Source organism: Streptomyces sp. NPDC056738 (assembly GCF_042790435.1).
Classification (GTDB): Bacteria; Actinomycetota; Actinomycetes; order Streptomycetales; family Streptomycetaceae; genus Streptomyces.
Window position 1 is genome coordinate 191679 of sequence record NZ_JBHTZF010000015.1, and the last position, 24564, is coordinate 216242.

Here is a 24564-nt window from a genome sequence, read left to right on the forward strand (position 1 = left end):
TCCGCGGACGGGGTCAGCCGACGACCGTCCAGGTGTCGCCGCCGGCGAGGAGCGCGGCGAGGTCGCCCTTGCCGTTCTGCTCGATGGCGGCGTCGAGCTGGTCGGCCATCTGTGTGTCGTAGACCGGCCGGTCGACCGCGCGGAACACCCCGATGGGGGTGTGGTGCAGGGTGTCGGGGTCGGCGAGCCGGGACAGCGCGAACGCGGTGGTCGGCGACGCGGTGTGCGCGTCGTGGACCAGGACGTCGGCCTCGTTCTCCGGGGTCACGGTGACGACCTGGAGGTCGCCGGTGCGCGGGTCGCGGACCACACCGCGGGAGCCGTCGGCGCCGAAGCGGATGGGCTGTCCGTGCTCCAGGCGGATCACCGCCTCCTCCGCGGACTGTCTGTCCTTGAGGACCTCGAAGGCGCCGTCGTTGAAGATGTTGCAGTTCTGGTAGATCTCCACCAGGGCGGTGCCGGGGTGGGCGGCTGCCTGGCGCAGCACGTCGGTCAGGTGCTTGCGGTCGGAGTCCACGGTCCGGGCCACGAACGAGGCCTCCGCGCCGATCGCCAGCGACACCGGGTTGAAGGGCGCGTCCAGGGAGCCCATCGGCGTCGACTTGGTGATCTTGCCGACCTCGGAGGTCGGGGAGTACTGGCCCTTGGTGAGACCGTAGATCCGGTTGTTGAAGAGCAGGATCTTCAGGTTCACGTTGCGGCGCAGCGCGTGGATGAGGTGGTTGCCGCCGATGGACAGGGCGTCGCCGTCGCCGGTGACGACCCATACGGACAGGTCGCGGCGCGAGGAGGCGAGGCCGGTCGCGATGGCGGGCGCGCGGCCGTGGATGGAGTGCATCCCGTAGGTGTTCATGTAGTACGGGAAGCGGGACGAGCAGCCGATGCCCGAGACGAAGACGATGTTCTCCTTCGCCAGGCCGAGTTCGGGCATGAAGCCCTGGACGGCGGCGAGGATCGCGTAGTCACCGCAGCCGGGGCACCAGCGCACTTCCTGATCGGACTTGAAGTCCTTCATGGACTGCCTGGCGTCGGCCTTGGGGACCAGGGAAAGCGCCTCGATCGTGCCCGGGCCTTCCGTTGACGTGTCAGCCATCGATGGCCTCCTTGAGAGCTGTGGCGAGCTGCTCAGCCTTGAAGGGCATGCCGTTGACCTGGTTGTACGAGTGCGCGTCCACCAGATACCTGGCCCGCACGAGGGTGGCGAGCTGGCCGAGGTTCATCTCGGGGATCACCACCTTGTCGTAACGCCCGAGCACCGCGCCCAGATTCCGCGGGAAGGGGTTGAGGTGGCGCAGGTGCGCCTGCGCGATGTGCTCCCCGGCGGTACGCAGCCGGCGGACCGCGGCGGTGATCGGCCCGTACGTCGAACCCCAGCCGAGGACAAGGGTGTCGGCCGCCGCCTCGGTGCCCGCGGTCGGGTCGTCGACCTCCAGGTCCGGGACGTCGATGCCGTCGATCTTGGCCTGCCGGGTGCGGACCATGAAGTCGTGGTTGGCGGGGTCGTACGAGATGTTGCCGCTGCCGTCCTGCTTCTCGATGCCGCCGATACGGTGCTCGAGACCGGGAGTTCCGGGGACGGCCCAGGGGCGGGCGAGGGTCTGCGGATCGCGCTTGTAGGGCCAGAAGACCTCGGTGCCGTCGTCCAGCGTGTGGTTCGGTCCCTGGGCGAACTGCACGCGCAGATCCGGGAGTTCGTCGGTCTCGGGGATGCGCCACGGCTCGGAGCCGTTGGCCAGGTAGCCGTCCGACAGCAGCAGGACGGGCGTCCGGTACGTCAGCGCGATCCGGGCCGCCTCCATCGCCGCGTCGAAGCAGTCGGCCGGGGTGCGCGGCGCGACGATCGGCACCGGGGCCTCGCCGTTGCGCCCGTACATCGCCTGGAGCAGGTCGGCCTGCTCGGTCTTGGTCGGCAGGCCCGTCGAGGGGCCGCCGCGCTGGATGTCGATGACGAGCAGGGGCAGTTCGAGGGAGACGGCGAGCCCGATCGTCTCCGACTTCAGCGCCACACCGGGACCGGACGTCGTCGTCACGGCGAGCGAGCCGCCGAACGCCGCGCCCAGCGCCGCGCCGATGCCCGCGATCTCGTCCTCGGCCTGGAAGGTGCGCACCCCGAAGTTCTTGTGCTTGCTCAACTCGTGCAGGATGTCGGAGGCCGGCGTGATGGGATAGGAGCCCAGGTACAGCGGCAGATCGGCCTGCCGGGAGGCGGCGATGAGGCCGTACGACAGGGCGAGGTTCCCGGAGATGTTGCGGTAGGTGCCGGTCGGGAAGGCCGTCGACGCGGGCGCGACCTCGTAGGAGACGGCGAAGTCCTCTGTCGTCTCGCCGAAGTTCCAGCCCGCCCGGAACGCGGCGAGGTTGGCGGCCGCGATGTCGGGCTTCTTGGCGAACTTGGTCCGCAGGAACTTCTCGGTGCCCTCGGTCGGCCGGTGGTACATCCACGACAACAGACCCAGCGCGAACATGTTCTTGGAGCGCTCGGCCTCCTTGCGGGAGAGCTCGAAGTCCTTCAGCGCCTCGACGGTCATCGTCGTGAGCGGGACGGGGTGGACGTTGTAGCCGTCCAGCGAGCCGTCCTCCAGCGGGCTGGTCGCGTAGCCGACCTTCTGCATCGCCCGCTTGTTGAACTCGTCCGTGTTGACGATGATCTCGGCTCCGCGCGGCACGTCGGCGATGTTCGCCTTCAGGGCCGCCGGGTTCATGGCCACGAGGACGTTGGGCGCGTCGCCCGGCGTCAGGATGTCGTGGTCGGCGAAATGCAGTTGAAACGACGAAACGCCCGGCAGTGTGCCTGCGGGCGCGCGGATCTCGGCGGGGAAGTTCGGCAGGGTCGAGAGGTCGTTGCCGAAGGAGGCAGTCTCCGAGGTGAAGCGATCGCCGGTGAGCTGCATACCGTCACCGGAGTCCCCCGCGAACCGGATGATGACCCGGTCGAGCCGGCGGACGTCCTTCGCCCCCGGCGGTTTGCGCTGTTCTCCTACGACGGCTTCGTCGGCCTGTTCCGTTGGGCTGCTGACCTTGCTCGTCACTGAACTGGACCTCCTTTGAGGCGGCTGTCCGGGAGTGGCCTTCCCGCAGACCCTTCCTTTTTCAACCCTACGTCGGTAAGGGTCGCCTTCCTTAGGCCATTCGCATGATGGACGCTGTGGTGAGACGTCCTGACATACTGATGTGTCACGATTTTTCCCGCCCCTGGCCCCTTCCTCGAAAGACGTTCCCCGCTCACCCTTTGGTTCTGCTCGACAACTGACAGACTGTCAGGTCGTCATGAGTTCAGGTATGTGAGGACGGCCAGAACACGCCGATGATCCCCGTCACTTTGTGACAAGCCCAGCTTCTGGAAGATGTTGCTGACGTGCTTCTCCACGGCTCCGTCGCTGACCACGAGCTGGCGGGCGACGGCGGAGTTCGTCCGGCCCTCGGCCATGAGCCCGAGGACCTCCCGCTCCCTGGGCGTCAGCCCGGCCAGCACGTCCTGCTTGCGGCTGCGGCCCAGCAACTGCGCCACGACCTCCGGGTCGAGCGCGGTGCCTCCCTGGGCCACCCGCACCACCGCGTCCACGAACTCGCGGACCTCGGCGACCCGGTCCTTGAGCAGATAGCCGACGCCACGGCTCGATCCGGCCAGCAACTCGGTGGCGTACCGCTCCTCCACGTACTGCGACAGCACGAGCACACCGAGTCCCGGATGGGCCTTGCGGAGCTGCACGGCCGCCCGCACGCCTTCGTCGGTGTGCGTCGGCGGCATCCGTACGTCCGCCACGACGACGTCCGGCAGCGCGTCCTGCGCCGCGAGGTCGGTGATGGTCTTGATCAGCGCGTCGCCGTCCCCGACCCCTGCCACGACATCATGCCCGCGGTCGGTCAGCAACCGGGTCAGGCCCTCCCTGAGCAGCACTGAATCCTCGGCGATGACCACCCGCACCCTGTCCTCCACGATTTCTCGGTCCCCCCAGAGCCCGCCCCCGGCCGCCCCCGGCTCCACCGGGTTCGTGCCCGTTCGTACGACAGCCCCCAGCATTCCAGCATTCGGATCCGGATGCGCCCGGGCGACGGGAAGAGGCGCGTCGCCTACCCCGGTGGGGTAGGCGACGATCCCGCTGCACCCCGGTGGGGTACGCGAGGCGATCCGACTTCTTCACCCCAGTGGGGTACATGGGGGCAATCCCCCCTCGCCCCGGAGCGGAACTGGGGCGGTCCGGCTTTGCCCCGGGGCGGAACTGGGGTGATCCCGCCTCGTCCCGGAGCGGAACTGGGCGGTCCGGGACTCGTCCCGGAGCGGAACCGGCGCGATCCGGTCTCGCCCCGGTGGTGTACATGCGGACGTCCGGCGGCACCCGTGGGGTTGCCCGGGCCGGCACGGACCTCGCGGCGCGCGGGGACCCCGGTGGAGTGCACCGGGGTCCCCGCGCGCGTGCCGTGGAGTCTCAGCCCCGCCAGGGCAGCTCCGCCGTGATCCGGGTGGGACCGGCCGGAGGCGAGTCCACCACCAGGATCCCGTCCACCGCGTCGAGCCGTTCCGTGAGCCCGGCCAGGCCCGACCCCTCGGTGACGTCCGCCCCGCCGACCCCGTTGTCGCCGACCTGGATCATCAGCCGGTTCTCCACCCGCCACACATCCACGGTCGCCCGCGTCGCACGGGAGTGCTTGCTGATGTTCTGCAGCAGCTCGGAGACGGTGAAGTAGGCGATCCCCTCGATCGCCGGCGCCGGCCGCACCGCCAGATCCACTTCCACCTGCACCGGAACCGTGCACCGCGAGGCCACCGCGGACAGCGCGGCGTCGAGCCCGCGGTCGGTCAGCACCGCCGGATGGATCCCCCGCGCGAGATCCCGCAGCTCCTGCAACGCCGTCTTGACCTCGCCGTGCGCCTCGTCCACCATCCGTGCCGCCGCCTCGGGGTCCTCGGCCAGCTTCTCCTTCGCGAGCCCCAGATCCATCGCCAGGGCGACGAGCCGGGCCTGCGCCCCGTCGTGCAGATCGCGCTCGATACGGCGCAGATCGGCGGCGGCCGTGTCGACCACGACCCCGCGGTCGGACTCCAGCTCCACCACGCGCGTGGCCAGCCGCGAGGGACCGAGCAGCCCGGTCACCATCACCCGGTCCACGGTCGTCAGCGCCCGCACGATCCACGGCGTCGCCATCGTGAAGAGCAGCCCCACCAGCGCGGTCACCGTGATCTCGAACGGGTTGTCCAGATAGATCGAGTGCGTGCTGTCGCCGTACAACTGGAGCCCGTCCTGGCCGCCGTACATCGGGAAGACCCAGAACCACAGCGGATACGTCAGCAGCGCCCAGCCGTACACCCAGAAGGTCACCGCGACGACGAAGGAGAACACCGACCACGGGAACTGCACCACCGCGTACAGCAGATGCCGCCACGACGTGCCGCTCTTGAGCACCGCGCCCATCCACGCCATGGCCCCGTGCTTCTGCACCCGCAGCGGCTCGGGCTCGGCCACCTCGACACCGAGCAGGGCGCGCGCCCGCGCCCGCTCCAGCGAGCCGAGACCGCGGCAGCCGGCCAGCGCGGCGGCGAGCACCGGAACGCCCAGGAAGGTGATCAGCAGGCCCGCGCCGAGCGAGACCATCGTCACGGCGAACGTGAACAGGAGGATCCCGAGCGGCAGCCCCAGCAGCACGTAGCCGAACTCGCGCCACGTACGGGCCTCGAACGGCGCCCGCAGCGGGGCCGGGAGGCGGTGCCGCGGCCCGGCGGCGCCCGCCTCGTCGAACCGGGACCCGCCGCGGTGCCCGTATCCGTGTCCGTACTCCGTGGCCATCGGTCCGTCCGTTCTCTCGTCTCGTCCTGCGCCTCGACCTGCTCCGCGAGCCGGCTGCTTCCTCTTCTTCCAGCGTGCCGTTCGGCAGGCCCGGGGGACATGCGGCGGATCGGCGTCTTGAACGGGGGGCTTTCCCTACCCCGGCGACCCCGGCGACCCCGCCGACCCCGGCGGCCGAGGATCTCCATCGAGTGAACCTCGGCTCGTACGGACGCTCACCGGACGGCCTCGTCCTGGCGGTCCCGCCACGGCAGTTCGGCCGTGATGACCGTCGGGCCGCCCACCGGCGAATCGACGACGAACAGCCCGTCCACCGCGCCGAGCCGGTCCGCGAGCCCCGCCATGCCCGTACCGCCGTCGACACCGGCCCCGCCGCGGCCGTCGTCCCGCACCTGGATGAGCAGGCGCTCGTCCGTCCGCCAGACGTCCACCGAGGCCGACCTCGCCCCGCTGTGCTTGCTGACGTTCTGGAGCAGCTCGGAGACCGTGAAGTACGCGATGCCCTCGATGGCGGCGGCCGGCCGCGACTCCAGTTCGGTGGTCACCTTCACGGGCACGGTGCACCGCGAGGCGATCGCGGACAGGGCGGCGTCCAGACCCCGGTCGGTGAGGACCGCCGGGTGGATGCCACGGGCCAGATCGCGCAGTTCCTGGAGGGCGAGCTTCACCTCGCCGTGCGCCTCGTCCACCATCGACGCCGCGGCGTCCGGGTCCTCCAGGAGCTTCTCCTTCGCCAGGCCGAGCCCCATCGCGAGATTGACGAGCCGGGCCTGCGCCCCGTCGTGCAGATCGCGCTCGATACGGCGCAGATCGGCGGCCGCCGTGTCGACCACCACCCCGCGGTCCGACTCCAGTTCGGCGATACGCCGCTCCAACTCGTCGGAGGGCGACAGCAGTCCGCGCACCATCGCCCGGTCCACGTTCGTCAGCCCGCGCGCGATGAACGGCAGCACCGGCCACAGCACGATCAGCGACACGAGCGTCACCGTGAAGGTGGCGATGCCCCAGGGCAGCCGTATCAGGTCGTACAGCACCGCCCGCCAGCCCACCGGGTCCTTCAGGCTCGACCACAGCCAGCCGAAGAAGCCGGTCCGGCGCACCGGCAACGGGCTCGGCTCGTCGATCCGCAGCCCCAGCAGCCGCCGCGCCCGCCCCCGCTCCAGCTTGCCCAGTTGCCGCGAACCCCGCAGTCCCGCCGCCAGCAGCGGCAGTCCCACGACGGTCACGGCGAGCCCCGCACCTGTGGCGAGCATCGTCACCACGTACACGAACCCGATGATCGAGGCCGGCAGATTCGCCAGGAGATGGGCGATCTCCCTCCACGTCCCCGGGTCCAGGGCGGGGCGTACGGCGGGCGGCCGGTCACCGTCGGACGGGGCGTCCGGCGGAGCGGCGGGCGGGATGCGTTCGGTCATATCCGCTAGCCTGCCCGGCGGCGCGCCGCCGCGCCATGAGGTGGGCCGCCGCGATGCACTGGGGATAACCCCACCCTCAGGAGGAACGTGTTCACACCGTGAGACGTGAACACGTCACCGGCGGCCGAGGGATGGTCGAGGCGTGACGGGCTGCTTACGCTCTCTTTAGCAGGCCCTAGACTCCCGTCCGTACAGATCGTCGAACATGGCGCATCACAGAGTGCGCGACGGCGCACGACGGGGCGCAACGAGGTCAGGGAGTGAGGGGCTGACGTGCCGGAACCGACCGTTGTCACGGCGACCGGGGCCGTCGTGGCGGCGGACTACTTCCAGTCCTACTCGGTCGTCGGACTGCTCGCCGTCGTCGGCGTGCTGTTCGTCGCCGTCGCCTTCGGAGCGGGCCGCCTGCTGCGCCCCGTCGTCCCGACCCCCGAGAAACTCCTGACGTACGAGTGCGGCGTCGACCCCGTCGGCGAGGGCTGGGCCCACACCCAGGTCCGCTACTACGTGTACGCCTTCCTCTACGTCATCTTCGCCGTCGACTCGATCTTCCTCTTCCCCTGGGCCACGGTCTTCGCCGCTCCCGGCTACGGTGCCGCGACGCTCGTCGAGATGTTCATCTTCCTCGGCTTCCTGGCCGTGGGCCTGCTGTACGCATACAAGAAGGGCGTCCTGACATGGACGTGACCCCCACCGCCCCGGGGCAGCCGGCCCCGGTGCCGCTGCCCGAACCCAAGCGGCTCGGCGCGCTCGCCCGCCTCGCGCCCGAGCCCATGAAGGTCGTCCTGAACTGGGGCCGCCGCTACTCGCTCTGGGTCTTCAACTTCGGCCTCGCCTGCTGCGCGATCGAGTTCATCGCCGCGTCGATGGCCCGCCACGACTTCATCCGCCTCGGCGTGATCCCGTTCGCGCCGGGCCCCCGCCAGGCCGACCTGATGGTCGTCTCCGGCACGGTCACCGACAAGATGGCGCCCGCCGTCAAGCGCCTGTACGAGCAGATGCCCGAGCCGAAGTACGTCATCTCCTTCGGCGCCTGCTCCAACTGCGGCGGCCCGTACTGGGACTCCTACTCCGTCACCAAGGGCGTCGACCAGATCATCCCCGTCGACGTCTACGTCCCCGGGTGCCCGCCCCGCCCCGAGGCCCTGCTCCAGGGCATCCTCAAGCTCCAGGAGAAGATCGCCCGGGAATCGCTGGGGGAGCGCTACGGCACCGACACCGCGCGCCCCTCCACCGCCGCGCTCCAGAGCGGCCTGGTGAAACCGCCGGCCCCCTCCGCGACGAACGTCCCGGGCACGGATCCGGCCGCCCCCGGCGAGGAGGACCGATGACCGTCGGCTGGCTTCCCGGCCCCGCCGAGGACCTCTTCGGCCCCGACGCCACCGCCGAGGAGTCGTACGAGGTCCTGACCGTCGACGTGCCGCCGGCCTCCTGGATCGCGGCCCTGGAGACGGCCCGCGACACCCTGGGCTGCACCTACTTCGACTGGCTGAGCGCCGTCGACGAACCCGGCACGGGCTTCCGCGTCTCGGCCCACGTCGTGGCCCTGTCCCCGCTCCACCGCCTCCTCGTCCGCACGACCGTCCCGCACACCGCCCCGGCGCTCCCGTCGGCGGTCTCCGTCTACGCGGGTGCCGCCTGGCACGAGCGCGAGACCCACGAGATGTTCGGCGTGACGTTCGAGGGCCACCCCGGCCTCGACCCCCTGCTCCTGCCGGAGGGCTTCGAGGGCCACCCCCTCCGCAAGGACTTTGTCCTGGCCGCCCGTGTCGCCAAGGCCTGGCCCGGCGCGAAGGAGCCCGGCGAGTCCGAGCACGGCGGCCCGAAGCGCCGCCAGATGCTGCCGCCCGGCGTTCCCGACCCCAACGAGTGGGGCCCTCTCAAGGGCCAGCTCCCCCCGGCTCCGTCCCGCCCGGCCCGTGGCGCCGCCCGCCCCGCCGGCGACCGCCCGGTCCGCAGGACCCGCACGGCGGGGGAGGGCTCGGCGAGCCAGACGCCCGCCGCTCCGGCCGATGCGCCAACGGCCGCAGGTGCCGGCGCGGGCGCCACGGGAGCGGCCGCGGGGCCCGTCGCGGCGGGTGCGGCCTCCGGTGCCGAGACCGCTCGACCCGCCCGCCGGTCCCGCAGCGTGAGCCAGGGCTCGGCCAGCCAGCGCACCGAGCAGCAGCCGTCTCCGACCTCTGCTCCGACCCCGACCCTGTCTCCGAACTCGCCGGCGACCGAGGGCGAGCCGACCGCTCCGGCCACACCGCCCGTCGGAAGGTCCGCCGCACCGCGCAGCTCGGACGCGCCGTGGCACCAGCCGAAGCCCGCGTTCGACAACTCGGAACCCAAACCGGACCGGCCGGAGCCCCAGCCGAAGGCGAAGCCCGAGCCGAAGCCGGAACCGTCGCCTGAGTCCGAGCCGGAGGCGGGGACCGCTCCGGCGCCCGAGCCGAAGCCGGAACCGGCGTCTGAGCCCGAGGCCGAGGCCGGGGCCACTCCGGCGCCTGAGGCGAAGACCGAACCGGCGTCCGAGTCTGAGCCGGAGGCTGGGACTGGTCCGGCCCGCGAGCCGAAGCCGAAGCCGGAACCGGCGCCTGAGTCGGAGCACGAGGCGGGGGCCGCTCCGGCCCCTGAGACGAAGAGTGAACCGGAGCCCGAGGCCGCGACCGCTCCAGCCCCCGAGACGAAGCCCGAACCGGGATCGAAGCCCGCCCCCAGCCCCGACGACCCCTCCGGAGGTACGCAGTGAACGACGCTCTCGACGTCGCCCTCCGCCTCCTCGTCGTCTTCGTCGTGTTCCTGACGTTCCCCCTGATCGTCGGCCAGACCGAGCACAAGGTGATGGCCCACATGCAGGGCCGCCTCGGCCCGATGTACGCGGGCGGCTTCCACGGCTGGGCCCAGCTCGTCGCGGACGGCGTGAAGTTCGCGCAGAAGGAGGACATCGTCCCCGCGGGCGCGGACCGGCGTATCTTTCAGCTCGCTCCCGCGGTGGCCCTGCTCCCGTACCTCCTGGTCCTCCTCGCCATCCCGATCGGCCCGGGCGAGGGCGCGGTCGGCGAGGTCGTCGACGCGGGAATCTTCTTCGTCCTCGCCGTCATGGGCGTAGGCGTCCTCGGCTCGCTCATGGCGGGCTGGGCGTCGGCCAACAAGTTCTCCCTCCTCGGCGGCCTGCGCACCGCCGCCCAGCTCCTCGCGTACGAGCTCCCGATGCTCCTGACCGCGGCCTCGGTCGCGATGGCCGCGGGCACGGTCTCGCTCCCCGGCATCGTGGACGCCTTCCAGTGGTGGTGGCTGCCCTGGCAGATCGTCGGCGCGATCGTGTTCTTCGTCGCCGGCCTCGCCGAGCTCCAACGGCCCCCCTTCGACATGCCCGTGGCCGACTCCGAGATCATCTTCGGCGCGTACACCGAGTACACGGGCCTGCGTTTCGCCCTGTTCCTGCTCGCCGAGTACGCAGGGATCGTGGTCCTGTGCGGTCTGACCACCGTCCTCTTCCTCGGTGGCTGGCACGGACCCTGGGGCGCGGACGGCCTCGGCTGGGTGTGGACCCTGCTGAAGGCCGCGATCCTCGCCTTCGTCGTCATCTGGCTCCGCGTCACCTACCCCCGTCTGCGCGAGGACCAGCTCCAGAAGCTCTCCTGGACCCTCCTCGTCCCCCTGTCCCTCGCCCAGATCGCCCTCACCGGCATCGTCAAGGTGGTGATCGCGTAACCATGGCCCCCATTCCTGGCTCCGGCCTCGCCAAGGGCCTGGCCGTCACCCTCCGCACGATGACGAAGAAGACCGTCACCGCGCAGTACCCGGACGTCCAGCCCGCACTCCCGCCCCGCACCCGTGGTGTCATCGCCCTCTTCGAGGAGAACTGCACCGTCTGCATGCTGTGCGCCCGCGAGTGCCCGGACTGGTGCATCTACATCGACTCCCACAAGGAGACGGTCCCGCCCGCCGCCCCGGGCGGCCGTGAGCGCAGCCGCAACGTCCTCGACCGCTTCGCCATCGACTTCTCCCTGTGCATGTACTGCGGTATCTGCATCGAGGTCTGTCCTTTCGACGCGCTGTTCTGGACTCCGGAGTTCGAGTACGCGGAGACGGACATCCACGAACTCACCCACGAACGCGACAAGCTCCGCGAGTGGATGTGGACCGTCCCGGCCCCGCCCGCCCTCGACCCCGGTGCCGAGGAGCCCAAGGAGATCGCCGCCGCCCGCAAGACCGCCGACAAACTCGCGGCCGAACAGGCGGCCCAGGCCGAGGCGTCCGGCCCGCAGGAGGGACAGTCGTGACCCTCGCAGCAGCCACGGCCACGGCGGCCCGCACGGCCACCACCGTCGCCGCCGAGCACCACGGCTTCCTCTCCCCGACCGGTGTCGAGATCGCCTTCCTCCTCGTCGGCCTGCTCACCTTCGGCGCCGCGATCGTCACCGTCACCACCAAGCAGCTCGTGCACGCCGCACTGTGGCTGGTGGTCGCCCTCGGCGGCCTCGCCGTCGAATACCTCCTGCTGACGGCCGAGTTCATCGCCTGGGTACAGGTCCTCATCTACGTCGGCTCCGTCGTCGTCCTCCTTCTGTTCGGTCTGATGCTCACCAGGGCCCCGATCGGCCGCTCCCCGGACGCCGACTCCGGCAACCGCTGGGCGGCCCTGGCCGTCGCCGTCGCCTCGGCCGGCACCCTGGTCTGGGTCGTCGTCGACGCGTTCCGCACGACCTGGGTCGATCTCGACGGCGCCGCCGCCGGTTCCACCGAGGTGACCGGCGCCAGCCTCTTCCAGAACTGGGTCCTCCCCTTCGAAGCACTGTCCGTCCTCCTCCTCGCCGCCCTGGTCGGCGCGATCGTCCTCTCCCGCAAGGCGAAGGCGGACACCGCCGCGGCGACCACGTCGGCCGCCGGCCCGCGCGTCCCCGGAAGCCGCGACGGCAAGCAGGACAAGGAAGGTGTCCGCTGATGCACCTCGCCTATCCCGCCGTGCTCGCGGCCCTCCTGTTCTGCACGGGCCTGTACGGAGTTCTGGCGCGCCGCAACGCGATCCTGGTCCTCATGTCGGTCGAGCTGATGCTCAATGCCGTCAACCTGAACCTCGTCGCCTTCGACGTCTGGCTCTCCAAGGCCGCCCGCGACACCCTGCACTCCGGCCAGGCCCTGACCCTGTTCACCATCGCCATCGCAGCCGCCGAGATCGGCATCGGCCTGGCGATCGTCCTCGCCGTGTACCGCAACCGCGGCACCTCGGACATCGACAAGCTCCGCGACACCGCCGAGGGCCACGGCCCCGACGACCCCGACGCCCCCGCGGCCGAGAAGGCTGAGGCCACCGCGTGACCACGACCACTCTCGCCGTCCTCGTCCCCCTCCTTCCGTTCCTCGGTGCCGTCGCCGGACTCCTCCTCGGCCGCACGGCCCCGGGCTTCGTGCGCCCGCTCGCCGTCCTGCCCGTCCTCGCCTCGCTCGCCCTCGCCGTGACGGTCGCGGTCGACCAGGGCGGCGGCCTGGCCATCACCTCGCACACCGAACTCACCCCGACCGGCTCGGTCCCCATCGAACTGGGCCTGCACATCGACGGCTTCGCCGCCCTCGTCGCCGTACTCGTCGGCGTCGTCGCCACCTGCGTGCAGATCTACTCGACGGGCTACCTGCGCGACGACCCGCGCTACCCCTCGTACGCCGCCCTCGTCTCCCTGTTCACCTCCGCGATGCTGCTCGTCGTCTACTCCGGCGACCTGATGGTGCTGCTGGTCGGCTGGGAGATCATGGGCATCTGCTCGTACTTCCTGGTCGGCCACTACTGGGAGACCCCGGAAGCCCGCGCCGCCTCGCTCAAAGCCTTCCTGGTCACCAAGCTCGGCGACGTCCCCTTCCTCATCGGTCTGTTCGCGCTGGCCACCGACGCCGGCTCGTTCCGGATCACCGCGGTCCTCGGCACCGTGGCGAGCGGCGGACTGCACCACCCGACCGTCGTCGCCCTCCTGCTCCTCGCGGGCGTGGCGGGCAAGTCGGCGCTGTTCCCGCTCCACACCTGGCTGCCCGACGCGATGGCGGGCCCCACACCCGTCTCCGCGCTGATCCACGCCGCGACGATGGTCGCCGCCGGTATCTACTTCGTCGCCCGTCTCCTTCCCGTCTTCCAGGCCTCCGCGGCCGCGATGGTCGTCCTCGCCGTCATGGCCGGCGTCACGATGGTCGGTTCGGGGTTCGCGGCACTCGCCCAGGACGACATCAAGCGGGTCCTCGCCTACTCGACGATCGGTCAGCTCGGCTACATGGCCGGTGCCCTCGCCGTCGGCGACCGCGGTGCCGCCGTCTTCCACCTCCTCGCGCACGGCGCCTTCAAGGCGCTGCTGTTCCTCGCCGCCGGCGTGATCATCCACGCCTCCGGCACCAACTCGCTGGCCGCCATGTCCCGTATGAAGGACCTGCGCCTGCGCGTCCCCGACGCCTTCTGGACGATGACCGTGGCGCTGCTCGCGCTCGCCGCGATCCCGCCCTTCAGCGGCTTCTTCTCCAAGGAGGCCGTCCTCGGCGCCGCCGAGCACGTCGCCACCGGTCACACCGAGCAGGCCCCCGGTGCCTCGGGCTGGATCGTCCTGGTCACCGGTCTGGTCACCGCCGTCCTCACCGCCGCGTACGCGACCCGGCTGTGGCTGCTGGCCTTCCGCGGCCACGGGGCCGAGGCCCCCGACCACGGCAGGCAGCCGGTCACCATGACGGCCGTCCTGTGGGTGCTCGCCATCCCCTCGCTCGCGTTCGGCCTGGCCTTCGGCCCGCTGCCCGACTGGTTCGACGGACGTGACCTGACGCCGGTCCTCGCCACCTCGGTGCTCGGCACGGGACTGGCTCTGGTCGGCGGGATCGTCACCTACGGAGCCTGGCGGCACACCACGGCCCTGGCGTCCCGCGTCCCCTTGGGCGCGGTCGCGGCTCACCCGGACGCCGACGCCGGACGGGTGGAGGCCGAGGCCATCGCCTCCCACGAACCCGCCTACGGAGACGTCGCCCAGGCCACCGACCCGGCGGACCCGGGCCGGCTGCTGCTCGGCCCGCTGCACCGGCACGCGGCCGTCGGGTTCCACCTCGACACCGTGTACTCCGTGCTGTTCGTCCGCCCGGTCCAGGCCGGAGCCACACTCGTCCGGTTCCTCGACCGAGAGGTCGTCGACACCTACGTACGCGGCGCGGGCGCCCTACCCCGCTGGCTCGGCACCGCCGTACGGCGTGCGCAGACCGGCAATGTGCAGACCTATGTGAGCGCGCTGCTCGCCGGCACCGTCGTCCTGGTGGTCGCCGCCGTCCTCGTCGCCACGGGAGCGTGAGCAGGCGTGATCGATATCAGTGAATCCGTGATGCAGATTCTTCTCGCGTTGATCGTGGTCGGCCCGCTCATCGGGGCCGCCGCCGCCCTCCTCCCGGCCCCGCCCGGGCTGAAGGGGAAGTCGCCCGAGCAGGCGGTGCTGCGGCACGGTGTGATCGTCACGGGAGTCGTCCTCATCGCCGCGATCGTCCTCGCGCTGGGCTTCGACCACGACCACCCGTCGAAGATGCAGGCCACGACGGACATCAGCTGGATCCCCGCACTCGACGTGCGGATCCACCTCGGCGTCGACGGCATTTCCCTCCCCCTTCTGGTCCTGACCGCGCTGCTGACCTTCCTCTGCGCGCTGTACTCCTACTTCAAGATGCCCGCGGGCCCGACCCCGAAGGCGTTCGTCGCCCTGCTGCTCGTCCTCGAGTCCGGCACACTCGCGACCTTCGCCGTCCTCGATCTGCTGCTGTTCTTCCTCGCGTTCGAGACGGTGCTCATCCCGATGTACTTCCTCATCGCACGGTGGGGAGGCGCCCAGCGCCAGGCCGCGGCCTGGAAGTTCATCCTCTTCACCCTGCTCGGTTCGGTCGTCATGCTGCTGGGCCTGCTCCTGATCGGAATCAAGGCGGGCACATTCGACATGGTGGCACTCGCCACTGACAACGGCCGCAGCTTGAGCACATCCGTGCAGGTCACCGCCGTTCTGGCGATCGGCCTCGGGCTCGCGGTGAAGACGCCGATGTGGCCGCTGCACAGTTGGCTGCCCGACGCCCACACCGCCGCCCCGACCGTCGGCTCGGTCCTGCTGGCCGGCGTCATGCTGAAGATGGGCACGTACGGGTTCGTCCGGATCCTGCTGCCCATCACACCCGACGGTTTCCGGACCTTCGCCCCCTACCTCGCCGCGTTCGCCGTGGTCGGGATCATCTACGGTTCCCTGGCCTGCCTGGCCCTCGCCAAGCAGGGCGCCAAGGGCGACCTCAAACGGCTCATCGCCTACTCCTCCGTCGGCCACATGGGCTTCGTCCTGCTCGGCATCTCGACCATGACCCCGACCGGCGTGAACGGCGCGCTGTTCGCCAACATCGCCCACGGCCTCATCACCGGCCTCCTCTTCTTCCTCGTCGGAGCGCTGAAGGACCGCACGGGCACCACCGACCTCGACAGCCTCGCCGAGGAGTCCGGCGCCGCTCTCTACGGCAAGGCACCGCGCCTCGGCGGCCTCCTGGCCTTCGCCGCCGTGGCCTCGCTCGAACTGCCGGGCCTCGCCGGGTTCTGGGGCGAGATGCTGGCGATGTTCGGCGCCTTCGAACCCGCGGCCGGCCTCAGCCGTGGCGCCTATCTGACGTTCATGACGATCGCCGCGTTCGGCACGCTGCTCACCGCCGCGTACATGCTCATCGTCGTACGCCGTGTCTGCATGGGCGCGACACCGCGGGAGGCGCCGAAGCTCGCCGACGTCCAGACCTACGAGTTCGCCGCCTGGACGCCGCTCGTCGCCCTCACCGTCGCCGCCGGTCTGTGGCCCCGGGCCCTGCTCGGTCTGACCGACCCGGCCGTCCAGCAGCTCCTCGCAGGAGGCACCCGATGAGTTCCCTGGTCCAGTCCGTCGACTGGCTCGCCATCGCGCCGCCCACCCTCGCGGCGGTCGTCGGACTCGTCGTCCTCGTCGCCGACCTCTTCATCGGCGAAGCGCGCAAGGCCGTCCTCGGCTGGACGTCCGTGGCGGGCCTCGCCGCGTCGGGGCTGTTGCTGCTGCCTCTGCGCGACGGCGACCGGGCCACGTTCTGCCTGACCGGCGCGACCGACACCTGCAGCTACGTGGCCGACCGCTTCACCCTGGTGATCCAGCTCCTGGTTCTCGGCGGCGCGCTCCTCGTCGCCCTGCTGTCGGTCACCGCGCTGAAGGACGCCGACCGGGAACTCCCCGAGGGGGAGTACTGGTTCCTGCTGCTCTCCTCGGCCGCCGGCGCCGCCCTCCTGCCCGCTTCCCGCGACCTCGCGACCCTCATCGTCGCCCTGGAGGTCGCCTCGCTGCCCGCCTTCGCGCTCGTCGGCATCAAGCGCGGCGACAAGAAGTCCTCGGAAGCGGCCCTCAAGTTCTTCCTGTCCTCCGTCACCGCGACCGCGGTCAGCCTGATGGGCGTCAGCTTCGTCTACGCGACGACAGGCACCCTCTACCTCACCCGGATCGCGGACCGGATCCAGCACGTCGACGGGCAGTTCCACACCCTCGCCCAGACGGGCGTCGTCCTCACCCTCGTCGGCTTCGCCTTCAAGACGGCCGCCGTGCCCTTCCACTTCTGGGTGCCCGACACCTACGTGGGGGCGCCCCTGCCGATCGCCGCGTACCTGTCGGTCGTCGGGAAGGCGGTCGGCTTCTCCGGGCTCATCCTCGTCACCGTCGTCGCCTTCCCCTCGTACGCCGACGTCTGGGGCCCGGCCCTGGCGGCCCTGGCAGCCCTCACCATGACGGTGGGCAACGTCGGCGCCCTGCGGCAGCGGTCCACGCGCGCGTACAGCGCGGTACGGCTGCTCGCCTGGTCGTCCGTCGGCCAGGCCGGCTACCTCCTGGTCCCGATCGCGGCCGCCGCCTACTCCAAGGACGCCCAGCAGGCCATCGGCTCCACGGTCGCGTACGCCCTCATGTACGCCGCCGTGAACCTCGGCGCCTTCGCCGTGGCCGCCCTGGTGGCCCGCCGGAGCCCCCTGAACCGCGTCAGCGACTACCGGGGCCTGTACGCCGAGAGCCCGCTCACCGCACTGGTCCTCGGCTTCTTCCTGCTCTGCCTCGCCGGCCTGCCGCCGGGCATCATCGGCCTCTTCGCCAAGGTGACCGTCTTCTCGGCCGCCGTCGACGCGGGGCTCGGCTGGCTGGCCGTCGTCATGGCGGTGAACGTCGTGGTCGCGCTCTTCTACTACCTGCAGTGGACGGCGCTGCTCTTCCGCGCTCCCGAAGGCGAGCCGGGCACGCACCGCGCTCCGGTCCCGCTCACCGCGGCCATCGCCCTGACGGCCGTCCTCGGCGTCGTCCTGTCCGGGGCGCCCCAGATCATCCTCCGCTTCTCGGAGACCGCGCTCTTCTGAAGCACTCCTGCGAAGCACCACTCCCCGAGGGCCTCTTCGAGGCGCACGCGCGCGTGTGAACGGCCGTCCGAATCACCCGGACGGCCCACGCGCCAGGCAGTGCGCACAAGGGAACTAGTGCCTCCCGTCTGGCGTTGACCAGTACGGGAGGGTCCACTGAAGAGTGGAAGCAGAGCATCAGCAAGCAAAGGGTTCCCCCGCCGCACGACTTGGAGGGCTACCGTGCACCGCCGGCACAACGGGCTCAGGACAGCCGTACTTCTCGGGGGACTGTCCGCACTCATCATCGTCATCGGCAGCTTCTTCGGGCGCACCGGCCTGATCGTCGCGCTGTTCATCGCGATCGGCACGAACGCGTACGCGTACTGGAACAGCGACAAGCTGGCTCTACGCGCGATGCGCGCCCGCCCGGTGAGCGAGTTCGAGGCCCCGGCCCTGTACCGCATGGTCCGCGATCTCTCGACGCAGGCCCGGCAGCCCATGCCGCGCCTGTACATCTCGCCGACGGAGGCGCCGAACGCCTTCGCCACGGGCCGCAACCCGCGCAACGCGGCCGTCTGCTGCACCGAGGGGATCCTGCGCATCCTGGACGAGCGCGAGCTGCGCGGTGTCATCGGCCACGAGCTCAGTCACGTCTACAACCGCGACATCCTGATCTCGTCCGTGGCCGGCGCCCTGGCCTCCGTGATCATGTTCCTGGTCAATTTCGCCTGGCTGATCCCCGTCGGCCGGTCCAACGACGACGACGGTCCCGGCATCCTCGGACTGCTCCTGGTCATGATCCTGGGCCCGATCGCCGCTTCCCTCATCCAGCTCGCCATCAGCCGCTCCAGAGAGTACGAGGCGGACGCCTCCGGTGCCCAGCTCACCGGCGACCCCCTCGCCCTCGCGAGCGCGCTGCGCAAGCTCGACGCGGGCACGAAGCAGCTCCCGCTGCCTCCCGAGCCGCGCATCGAGACCGCGAGCCACATGATGATCGCTAACCCCTTCCGCCCGGGACAGGGAATGTCGAAGATGTTCTCTACGCATCCGCCGATGGCGGAGCGCATCGCCCGGCTCGAGCAGATGGCAGGTCGTCAGCAGTGAAGACAATTCTGAACGTCATTTGGCTCATCCTGAGCGGCTTCTGGCTGTTCCTCGGGTACCTCGCCGCAGGCCTCATCCTGTGCATCACGATCATCGGAATTCCGTTCGGCATCGCGGCGTTCCGCATCGGCATCTACGCGCTGTGGCCCTTCGGCTATACGACCGTGGAGCGCCACGACGCGGGCGCCCCGTCCTGCATCGGCAACGTCCTGTGGCTCGTCCTCGCGGGCTGGTGGCTCGCGCTGGCCCACATCGTCACGGGCATCGCCATGTGCATCACGATCATCGGCATTCCCTTCGGCATCGCCAACTTCAAGCTCATCCCGATCTCGCTGTTCCCGCTGGGACGCGAAATCGTGCGCACGGACGAGCCGTTCGCCGGGCGTTAGCCGAAGCGGACCACTTCCCCGCATTCCTCACGCGAGACAGGGGCGACTCCGTCTCGCATGAGGGTTTTCCACAGGCTGCCCGATTGTCGGTGGTGCGCTGCATCATGAATCCATGACCGAAATCGAGCAGTTGCTGGCACGGGTCGCCACGGAGGCCCGTAACACCCGCCCGTGGGGCTGGCCTTCGCTTCCCGCGCCCGTGGGCCCGGCCGAGGTCGCCCGCGCCGAGGCCGTCCTCGGCTTCCCCCTGCCCGCGCTGCTCGCCGCCCTCTACCTCCGGATAGGGGACGGCGGATTCGGTCCGGAGTACGGCCTGTTGCCCCTGCTCGACGGCGCGCCGTCGGGCGAACCGGCGGCCGTTCCGCAGTACCTCGCCAGCCGCGAGAGCGGCCGCAAGGACCCCGAATGGCCATGGCCCGAGGGCGTCCTGCCCATATCCCACTGGGGCTGCGGAATGTACGCGTGCGTGGACTGCCAGAGCCCCGACGGCAAGGTCCTGCTCTTCGAGCCGAACGCCCACCGCGCCGACCACGCCTGGTACGTGGACGCGCCCGACCTCGCGACCTGGCTGCTCGCGTGGCTGGAGGGAACGGGCTGGTACGAGGAGTCCAACGACGGCGCGGACCTCCCTGCCTGGCCCGACTTCTCCATACGCGCGACGGCGACTCGGGCCTCCTGACCCGCCCGGCGACCCGGGCTTCCTGCTCCGCCCGACCGCCCGACCGCCCGACCGCCCGACCTTCCGATCGCCAGAGCGCCCACGGACGCCCTCCGTCGACCGGCCACGCAAGAAACACGCACCCAAAGCTGATCCCCGCTGTCGCAGGACTGTCGCAGGACAGCGCTCAGCGCGAAGCCGCCCACAGCCGTACGCCGTACACGACCGCCCCGACCGCCAGGACGGCCGCTCCGACGACCACCGATACCCCCGGCAGGGCGAAGGCCAGCGTCACGCAGCCGAGGAGGCCCAGCGCCGGCACGGCACGCGATGCCGGTGACGGACTCAGCGTCCAGGCGGAGGCGTTGGCGATCGCGTAGTAGGCCAGCACGCCGAAGGAGGAGAAACCGATCGCGCCGCGCACGTCCAGCGTCGCGGCCAGCACGGCGACGACCGCGCCGACGGCCAGTTCCGCCCGGTGCGGGACCTGGAAGCGCGGATGGACGGCGGCCAGTGCGTGCGGCAGATGACGGTCGCGGGCCATGGCCAGCGTGGTCCGTGAGACACCCAGGATCAGAGCGAGCAGAGAGCCGAGCGCGGCCACGGCGGCCCCCACCCGCACGATCGGCACGAGCCCCGGCAGCCCCGCCGCTCGTACGGCGTCCGCCAGCGGCGCCGGAGCAAGCCCCAGCCCCTCCGTTCCGAGCACTGAAAGGACAGCGACAGCGACCACCGCGTAGACCGCGAGCGCGATGCCCAGAGCCAGCGGGATCGCGCGGGGAATGGTGCGTGCCGGATCGCGGACCTCCTCGCCGAGCGTGGCGATCCGCGCGTACCCGGCGAACGCGAAGAAGAGCAGCCCGGCAGCCTGAAGCACCCCGCCCGCGCCGTCCGACAGACCGATGCCCAGCCGCCCGGCGTCGGAGGCGTCCGAACCGAGACACCCCACCACCACGGAAGCGAGGACCGCCAGGACCACCGCCACGATCACCCGCGTCAGCCGGGCCGACTTCTGCATGCCGCCGTAGTTCACGGCGGTCAGCGCCACCACCGCGGCGACCGCCACCGCGTGGGCCTGCGAGGGCCAGACGTACGCGCCCACGGTGAGTGCCATCGCCGCGCAGGAGGCCGTCTTGCCGACGATGAACGACCAGCCCGCCAGGCAACCCCAGAAGACCCCGAGCCGCTCGCGCCCGTAGACGTACGTGCCGCCGGAAGCGGGGTACAGGGCGGCCAGCCGGGCCGACGACATCGCGTTGCAGTAGGCGACGACCGCGGCGACGGCGAGGCCGAGCAGGAGCCCGGATCCGGCCGCCCGCGCGGCGGGGCCGAGCGCGGCGAAGATGCCGGCACCGATCATCGAGCCGAGCCCGATGACCACGGCGTCTCCGACGCCCAGCGTGCGGCGCAGTTCGGGACCGGTCGTCGTCATGCGCCGCACCTTACTGATCGACGCAACCGGCGGGAGCCGCAGCGACGTCCTGTTCATCGGCACGGCACCGAGACGGCGTTTCGGTGCACGTGATCCGCACCGCATACGGACAGCGCGGACAGGACCCGCGCGGAGCGGATTCACAGGGCCGCGACAGCGTGAGTACAGGACGGAAGGGCAGGCTCAGAACATGGGCATCATCAGCTGGATCATTCTGGGGCTGCTGGCAGGCGCCATCGCCAAGTTCCTGCTGCCGGGGCGTGACCCGGGAGGCTTCGTCGGCACCACCGTGATCGGTGTCGTGGGCGCGTTCGTCGGCGGCTGGATATCGGCCCGCTGGCTCGACCACCCCGTCAGCAAGCACTTCTACGACGGGGCCACGTGGGTCGCGGCCATCGGCGGCTCGCTCGTCCTGCTGATCCTCTACCGCATCCTGTTCGGCGACTCGCGCCGCTGAGCCCGCGTGGCCGGGACCGTGGCCGGCACGACGAGAAGGGTGGACACCCCGGGTGCCCACCCTTCCTCGTACCAGCGACCGTGCCGGCCGCCGGCGCATGGCGCCTGCCGGGCGTTCTAGCGGTAGTTCACGAACTGCAGGGCGAAGTCGAAGTCCTTGCCCTTGAGGAGGGCCTGAACGGCCTGCAGGTCGTCGCGGCTCTTCGAGCTGACGCGAAGCTCGTCGCCCTGCACCTGGGCCTTCACGCCCTTGGGGCCCTCGTCGCGGATGATCTTCGCCACCTTCTTGGCGTTCTCCTGGGAGATGCCCTCCTCGATGGTCGCGAAGATCTTGTACTCCTTGCCGGAGAGCTGGGGCTCACCGGCGTCCAGCGACTTCAGCGAGATGCCGCGCTTGATCAGCTTGGTCTCGAACACATCGAGGATGGCCTTCACCCGCTCCTCGGAGTTCGCCTCCATGAGGATCTTCTCGCCGGACCAGGAGATGGAGGCGCCGACGTTCTTGAAGTCGTAGCGCTGCGAGATCTCCTTGGCGGCCTGGTTGAGGGCGTTGTCGACCTCCTGCCGCTCGACCTTCGAGACGATGTCGAAACTGGAGTCGGCCATGTCCTGTGGCTCCTTGTATCGGGGTGCGTAGGGGCGGCCGTCGAGCCCGGCGTAGGCCACCGGCCGCATCCGCATAAGCCTAGCCACCCCCCTCCCCCCAAGCGTCGATCAATTGGGTGGCGAAGCATCCCCGAGCATCAGGTATCGTTTACGTCGTTGCCAGGGAGCACCGCGCAAGCGAGGCTCAGGGGCAGCAACCCCGGCGGTGTGCCCGAGCGGCCAAAGGGAGCAGACTGTAAATCTGCCGGCTTCGCCTTCCCAGGTTCGAATCCTGGCGCCGCCACATGAAGGTGAACCCCCTCCGATCTGCGGAAACGTAGATCGGAGGGGGTTTCTTTTTGTTGGGCGCGCGGCCCGGTGGCCGCGGCGGTGTCGCCCTTGGCCTGGGTGGTTGTCCATGGCGCCTGGTGCGGGGGCTGAAATGCGCCGGCGTCCCCCGATGAGGGCGTCCCGGTAGCTGGGGTCCAGGGGGTTGCCAGGGGTCCAGGGGGTGCCTGTACCTGAGGTCCGGCCTCCGGGGGAGCCCCCGCCTCGCAGGTAGGGGCGTGGGGTGTGACCCGGCGTCATTCGGTGGGCTTGCGGGCGTACTTGTTCTCGGGGGCCTCCCGTCGGGTCGGCCGGGGTGCCGTGAATGCGCCGGCCGGAAATCGTGGGCCGGAAAGGGATGCCTGCTCCTGCGTGGCTCCCGTCCGGGGGTGGGTAAATTGGGCGGCGTACTCAGTGACGCACGTAGGAGCGACGAAGGAGAGCCATGCTCGGGGGAATAGTGGGTTTCATCGTGATGGGTATCGCGGTTGCCGTCGGTGTCGCCGGGAACAGGGCCGCGAAGAAGCGCGAGAAGGCTTTCTGGGACCGGTACGGATCCTTCGAAGGGTTCCGCGACCAGGTCGACGCGGAGCGCATCCTGGGGGTCCGCAGGGCCAAGGGCGATGTCGCTGCCATCAAGGCGGTCCGCGAGGAGTATCCCGACGTCTCGCTCGTGTGGGCCAAGCGGTACGTGGATGAACTGCCCGCGTGAGGGCGGTGAGTTGCGGGGAGGGCGCGAGCGAGACCTAGAGGCCTAGGAGCCCAGCGGTGGTCCGTCGTCGCGTGCTGCCGGTGCCTTGATTTCGCGGGGTGCGATGGTGCTACTGCTTCTCCGGTGCGATCGTTTCGGTCCGCTCTATTTCCCCACCCATTTCTCTATCCCTATCCCTATCCCTCTACCCCGGCATTTCCTGTTCGGTCTGTTCTCCGTTCGGGTTCGTGCGGCGAATTTCTCGTTGGTGACCTTTCCTCCGTCGGTGCAGGGGGAAATTTAGGGCTTGTGGTGGGAAGGTCCGGCCTCGGTCGGTGGCCGGTGGGGGCGGAATCGCGGTCGCGGGGCACACTGATCACATGTCATCGCGTCGCAGAAACTGCCCCGAGTGCCGTCGGGAGATCGCCGTCGTCGCGGGGCGGTTCGCCCGGCATGATCCGCCCGGCGCGCGGGGGACCGGGGAGCTGGTCTCGTGCGCCGGTTCGCGCCGGGAGGCGTTCATCGGGGCGGCGCAGCCCACGCTGGACGGGTACGCCCTTCCCGACTTCCCCGGCCAGCTCCCCCTCTTCTGAGCAGACCCCGAAGAGACCTCCACCACGGCAGCCCCGAGGCTAGTTGCCCGCCACCGCCTTCACCGCCACCGAGATCGGGGTCGAGCCGCTGACGGCTTCCAGGATCAGGCCGGTGGTGGCCGGGGTGTCGACCAGTTCGGCGAGGACCGCGGCGACGTCGTCGCGGGGGATCATGCCGCGGCCGGTCGAGGCCTCCAGGCGTACGAGGCCCGTTCCGGCGTCGTCGATCAGGCCGCCGGGGCGCAGGATCGTCCAGTCCAGGCCCGTACGGCCGCGTACGTATTCGTCGGCCTCGCCCTTGGCGCGCAGGTACGCGTCGAAGATGTCGTCACCCGTGTGGGCCGGGTCCGCGCCCATGGAGGAGACGACCACGTGCCGACGCACGCCCGCGCGCTCGGCGGCGTCGGCGAACAGGATCGCCGCGCCCTTGTCCACCGTCTGCTTGCGGTCCGCACCGCTGCCGGGTCCGGCGCCCGCCGCGAAGACGGCCGCGTCCGCGCCCTGCAGATGCGCGGCGACCTCCTCCACCGATGCCGATTCCAGATCGCACAGGACGGGCTCGGCGCCGGCCGCCCGTAGATCGTCCCCCTGCTCGGCACGGCGGATGATCCCCGCGACCTCGTCCCCGCGCGCGGAGAGCAGCCGCTCCAGCCGCAGCGCGATCTGACCATGACCACCAGCGATGACAATGCGCATGTTTCCGACCGTACGCCCGGATGACCGCGTTCGCCGCACAACCCTGTGGACAACTCATGAGTCACATGGGTGATCACTGTG

At 70.6% G+C, this 24564-nt stretch carries 24 protein-coding genes and 1 tRNA gene; 17 read left to right on the top strand and 8 right to left on the bottom strand.

Annotated elements, in window-relative coordinates:
* Nucleotides 1-13: 13 nt before the first annotated feature.
* The 5 genes from ACFRIC_RS33895 to ACFRIC_RS33915 all read right to left on the bottom strand — a co-directional run bounded on the left by ACFRIC_RS33895 (nt 14) and on the right by ACFRIC_RS33915 (nt 7198).
* A complete protein-coding gene (locus ACFRIC_RS33895; RefSeq protein WP_382793968.1) occupies nt 14-1093 on the bottom strand; it encodes a 2-oxoacid:ferredoxin oxidoreductase subunit beta in 1080 nt (359 codons plus the stop codon).
* Complete coding sequence (locus tag ACFRIC_RS33900; RefSeq protein WP_382793971.1) at nt 1086-3029, bottom strand: 2-oxoacid:acceptor oxidoreductase subunit alpha; 1944 nt, start codon at nt 3027-3029, stop codon at nt 1086-1088. Before ACFRIC_RS33900 ends, ACFRIC_RS33895 begins: the two co-directional genes overlap by 8 nt.
* 236 nt (nt 3030-3265) lie before the next feature.
* Nucleotides 3266-3925 carry a response regulator transcription factor gene (locus ACFRIC_RS33905; protein WP_351863173.1) on the bottom strand — a complete coding sequence of 220 codons (660 nt, stop codon included), beginning with the start codon at nt 3923-3925 and terminating at the stop codon, nt 3266-3268.
* 502 nt (nt 3926-4427) lie between these two features.
* Nucleotides 4428-5783 carry a sensor histidine kinase gene (locus ACFRIC_RS33910; protein ID WP_382793974.1) on the bottom strand — a complete coding sequence of 452 codons (1356 nt, stop codon included), beginning with the start codon at nt 5781-5783 and terminating at the stop codon, nt 4428-4430.
* Between the two features lie 215 nt (nt 5784-5998).
* A complete protein-coding gene (locus tag ACFRIC_RS33915; protein WP_382793976.1) occupies nt 5999-7198 on the bottom strand; it encodes a sensor histidine kinase in 1200 nt (399 codons plus the stop codon).
* A gap of 273 nt (nt 7199-7471) precedes the next feature.
* Between ACFRIC_RS33915 and ACFRIC_RS33920 the strand changes: the two genes are divergently transcribed.
* The 13 genes from ACFRIC_RS33920 to ACFRIC_RS33980 all read left to right on the top strand — a co-directional run bounded on the left by ACFRIC_RS33920 (nt 7472) and on the right by ACFRIC_RS33980 (nt 19724).
* Nucleotides 7472-7885, top strand: a complete 414-nt coding sequence (locus tag ACFRIC_RS33920) for an NADH-quinone oxidoreductase subunit A (protein WP_095936005.1) — start codon at nt 7472-7474, stop codon at nt 7883-7885.
* Nucleotides 7876-8529, top strand: a complete 654-nt coding sequence (locus ACFRIC_RS33925; RefSeq protein ID WP_382793980.1) for an NADH-quinone oxidoreductase subunit B — start codon at nt 7876-7878, stop codon at nt 8527-8529. Before ACFRIC_RS33920 ends, ACFRIC_RS33925 begins: the two co-directional genes overlap by 10 nt.
* Nucleotides 8526-9932, top strand: coding sequence for an NADH-quinone oxidoreductase subunit C (locus tag ACFRIC_RS33930; protein ID WP_382793984.1), 1407 nt, complete (start codon nt 8526-8528; stop codon nt 9930-9932). Before ACFRIC_RS33925 ends, ACFRIC_RS33930 begins: the two co-directional genes overlap by 4 nt.
* Entirely contained in the window at nt 9929-10897 is a 969-nt protein-coding gene (locus tag ACFRIC_RS33935) for an NADH-quinone oxidoreductase subunit H (RefSeq protein WP_382793988.1), read from the top strand. The genes ACFRIC_RS33930 and ACFRIC_RS33935 overlap by 4 nt, the downstream gene beginning before the upstream one ends.
* A gap of 2 nt (nt 10898-10899) precedes the next feature.
* On the top strand, nt 10900-11469 hold the full coding sequence (locus ACFRIC_RS33940) for a NuoI/complex I 23 kDa subunit family protein (RefSeq protein WP_382793991.1): 570 nt from the start codon (nt 10900-10902) through the stop codon (nt 11467-11469).
* The gene (locus ACFRIC_RS33945) at nt 11466-12131 is read left to right on the top strand and encodes an NADH-quinone oxidoreductase subunit J (protein ID WP_382793994.1); all 666 of its coding nucleotides are present in this window, start codon (nt 11466-11468) and stop codon (nt 12129-12131) included. The genes ACFRIC_RS33940 and ACFRIC_RS33945 overlap by 4 nt, the downstream gene beginning before the upstream one ends.
* Entirely contained in the window at nt 12131-12505 is a 375-nt protein-coding gene (nuoK, locus tag ACFRIC_RS33950; protein ID WP_266761664.1) for an NADH-quinone oxidoreductase subunit NuoK, read from the top strand. The genes ACFRIC_RS33945 and nuoK overlap by 1 nt, the downstream gene beginning before the upstream one ends.
* Nucleotides 12502-14493 carry an NADH-quinone oxidoreductase subunit L gene (locus tag ACFRIC_RS33955; protein WP_382793998.1) on the top strand — a complete coding sequence of 664 codons (1992 nt, stop codon included), beginning with the start codon at nt 12502-12504 and terminating at the stop codon, nt 14491-14493. Before nuoK ends, ACFRIC_RS33955 begins: the two co-directional genes overlap by 4 nt.
* Nucleotides 14494-14499: 6 nt before the next feature.
* Nucleotides 14500-16074 (top strand): NuoM family protein, encoded by a 1575-nt coding sequence (locus tag ACFRIC_RS33960; RefSeq protein ID WP_382794001.1) that lies wholly within the window; start codon nt 14500-14502, stop codon nt 16072-16074.
* Nucleotides 16071-17570: an NADH-quinone oxidoreductase subunit N gene (locus ACFRIC_RS33965; protein ID WP_382794003.1), complete on the top strand. Its 1500-nt coding sequence runs from the start codon at nt 16071-16073 to the stop codon at nt 17568-17570. The genes ACFRIC_RS33960 and ACFRIC_RS33965 overlap by 4 nt, the downstream gene beginning before the upstream one ends.
* 222 nt (nt 17571-17792) lie before the next feature.
* Nucleotides 17793-18656 carry a zinc metalloprotease HtpX gene (gene htpX / locus ACFRIC_RS33970; RefSeq protein ID WP_103548377.1) on the top strand — a complete coding sequence of 288 codons (864 nt, stop codon included), beginning with the start codon at nt 17793-17795 and terminating at the stop codon, nt 18654-18656.
* Complete coding sequence (locus tag ACFRIC_RS33975) at nt 18653-19045, top strand: YccF domain-containing protein (protein ID WP_355760773.1); 393 nt, start codon at nt 18653-18655, stop codon at nt 19043-19045. The genes htpX and ACFRIC_RS33975 overlap by 4 nt, the downstream gene beginning before the upstream one ends.
* A 112-nt stretch (nt 19046-19157) precedes the next feature.
* Entirely contained in the window at nt 19158-19724 is a 567-nt protein-coding gene (locus ACFRIC_RS33980) for an SMI1/KNR4 family protein (RefSeq protein WP_382794007.1), read from the top strand.
* Nucleotides 19725-19890: 166 nt separating this feature from the next.
* Here the strand turns inward: ACFRIC_RS33980 and ACFRIC_RS33985 are convergent, their stop codons facing one another.
* Complete coding sequence (locus ACFRIC_RS33985) at nt 19891-21135, bottom strand: APC family permease (RefSeq protein WP_382794010.1); 1245 nt, start codon at nt 21133-21135, stop codon at nt 19891-19893.
* A gap of 190 nt (nt 21136-21325) precedes the next feature.
* Here ACFRIC_RS33985 and ACFRIC_RS33990 point away from each other — a divergent pair, with 190 nt between their 5' ends.
* Nucleotides 21326-21592 carry a GlsB/YeaQ/YmgE family stress response membrane protein gene (locus ACFRIC_RS33990; protein ID WP_103554853.1) on the top strand — a complete coding sequence of 89 codons (267 nt, stop codon included), beginning with the start codon at nt 21326-21328 and terminating at the stop codon, nt 21590-21592.
* Nucleotides 21593-21708: 116 nt separating this feature from the next.
* Here the strand turns inward: ACFRIC_RS33990 and ACFRIC_RS33995 are convergent, their stop codons facing one another.
* Nucleotides 21709-22197, bottom strand: coding sequence for a YajQ family cyclic di-GMP-binding protein (locus ACFRIC_RS33995; RefSeq protein WP_037627493.1), 489 nt, complete (start codon nt 22195-22197; stop codon nt 21709-21711).
* Nucleotides 22198-22398: 201 nt separating this feature from the next.
* On the opposite strand from ACFRIC_RS33995, the gene ACFRIC_RS34000 reads away from it, so the two are divergent.
* The 3 genes from ACFRIC_RS34000 to ACFRIC_RS34010 all read left to right on the top strand — a co-directional run bounded on the left by ACFRIC_RS34000 (nt 22399) and on the right by ACFRIC_RS34010 (nt 23787).
* Nucleotides 22399-22480: transfer RNA gene (locus ACFRIC_RS34000), tRNA-Tyr, on the top strand.
* 468 nt (nt 22481-22948) lie between these two features.
* On the top strand, nt 22949-23215 hold the full coding sequence (locus ACFRIC_RS34005) for a hypothetical protein (protein ID WP_382794015.1): 267 nt from the start codon (nt 22949-22951) through the stop codon (nt 23213-23215).
* Nucleotides 23216-23574: 359 nt separating this feature from the next.
* Nucleotides 23575-23787 (top strand): hypothetical protein, encoded by a 213-nt coding sequence (locus tag ACFRIC_RS34010; RefSeq protein ID WP_355760785.1) that lies wholly within the window; start codon nt 23575-23577, stop codon nt 23785-23787.
* Between the two features lie 39 nt (nt 23788-23826).
* Here the strand turns inward: ACFRIC_RS34010 and ACFRIC_RS34015 are convergent, their stop codons facing one another.
* Nucleotides 23827-24483: an SDR family oxidoreductase gene (locus ACFRIC_RS34015; RefSeq protein WP_382794019.1), complete on the bottom strand. Its 657-nt coding sequence runs from the start codon at nt 24481-24483 to the stop codon at nt 23827-23829.
* Nucleotides 24484-24564: the final 81 nt, after the last annotated feature.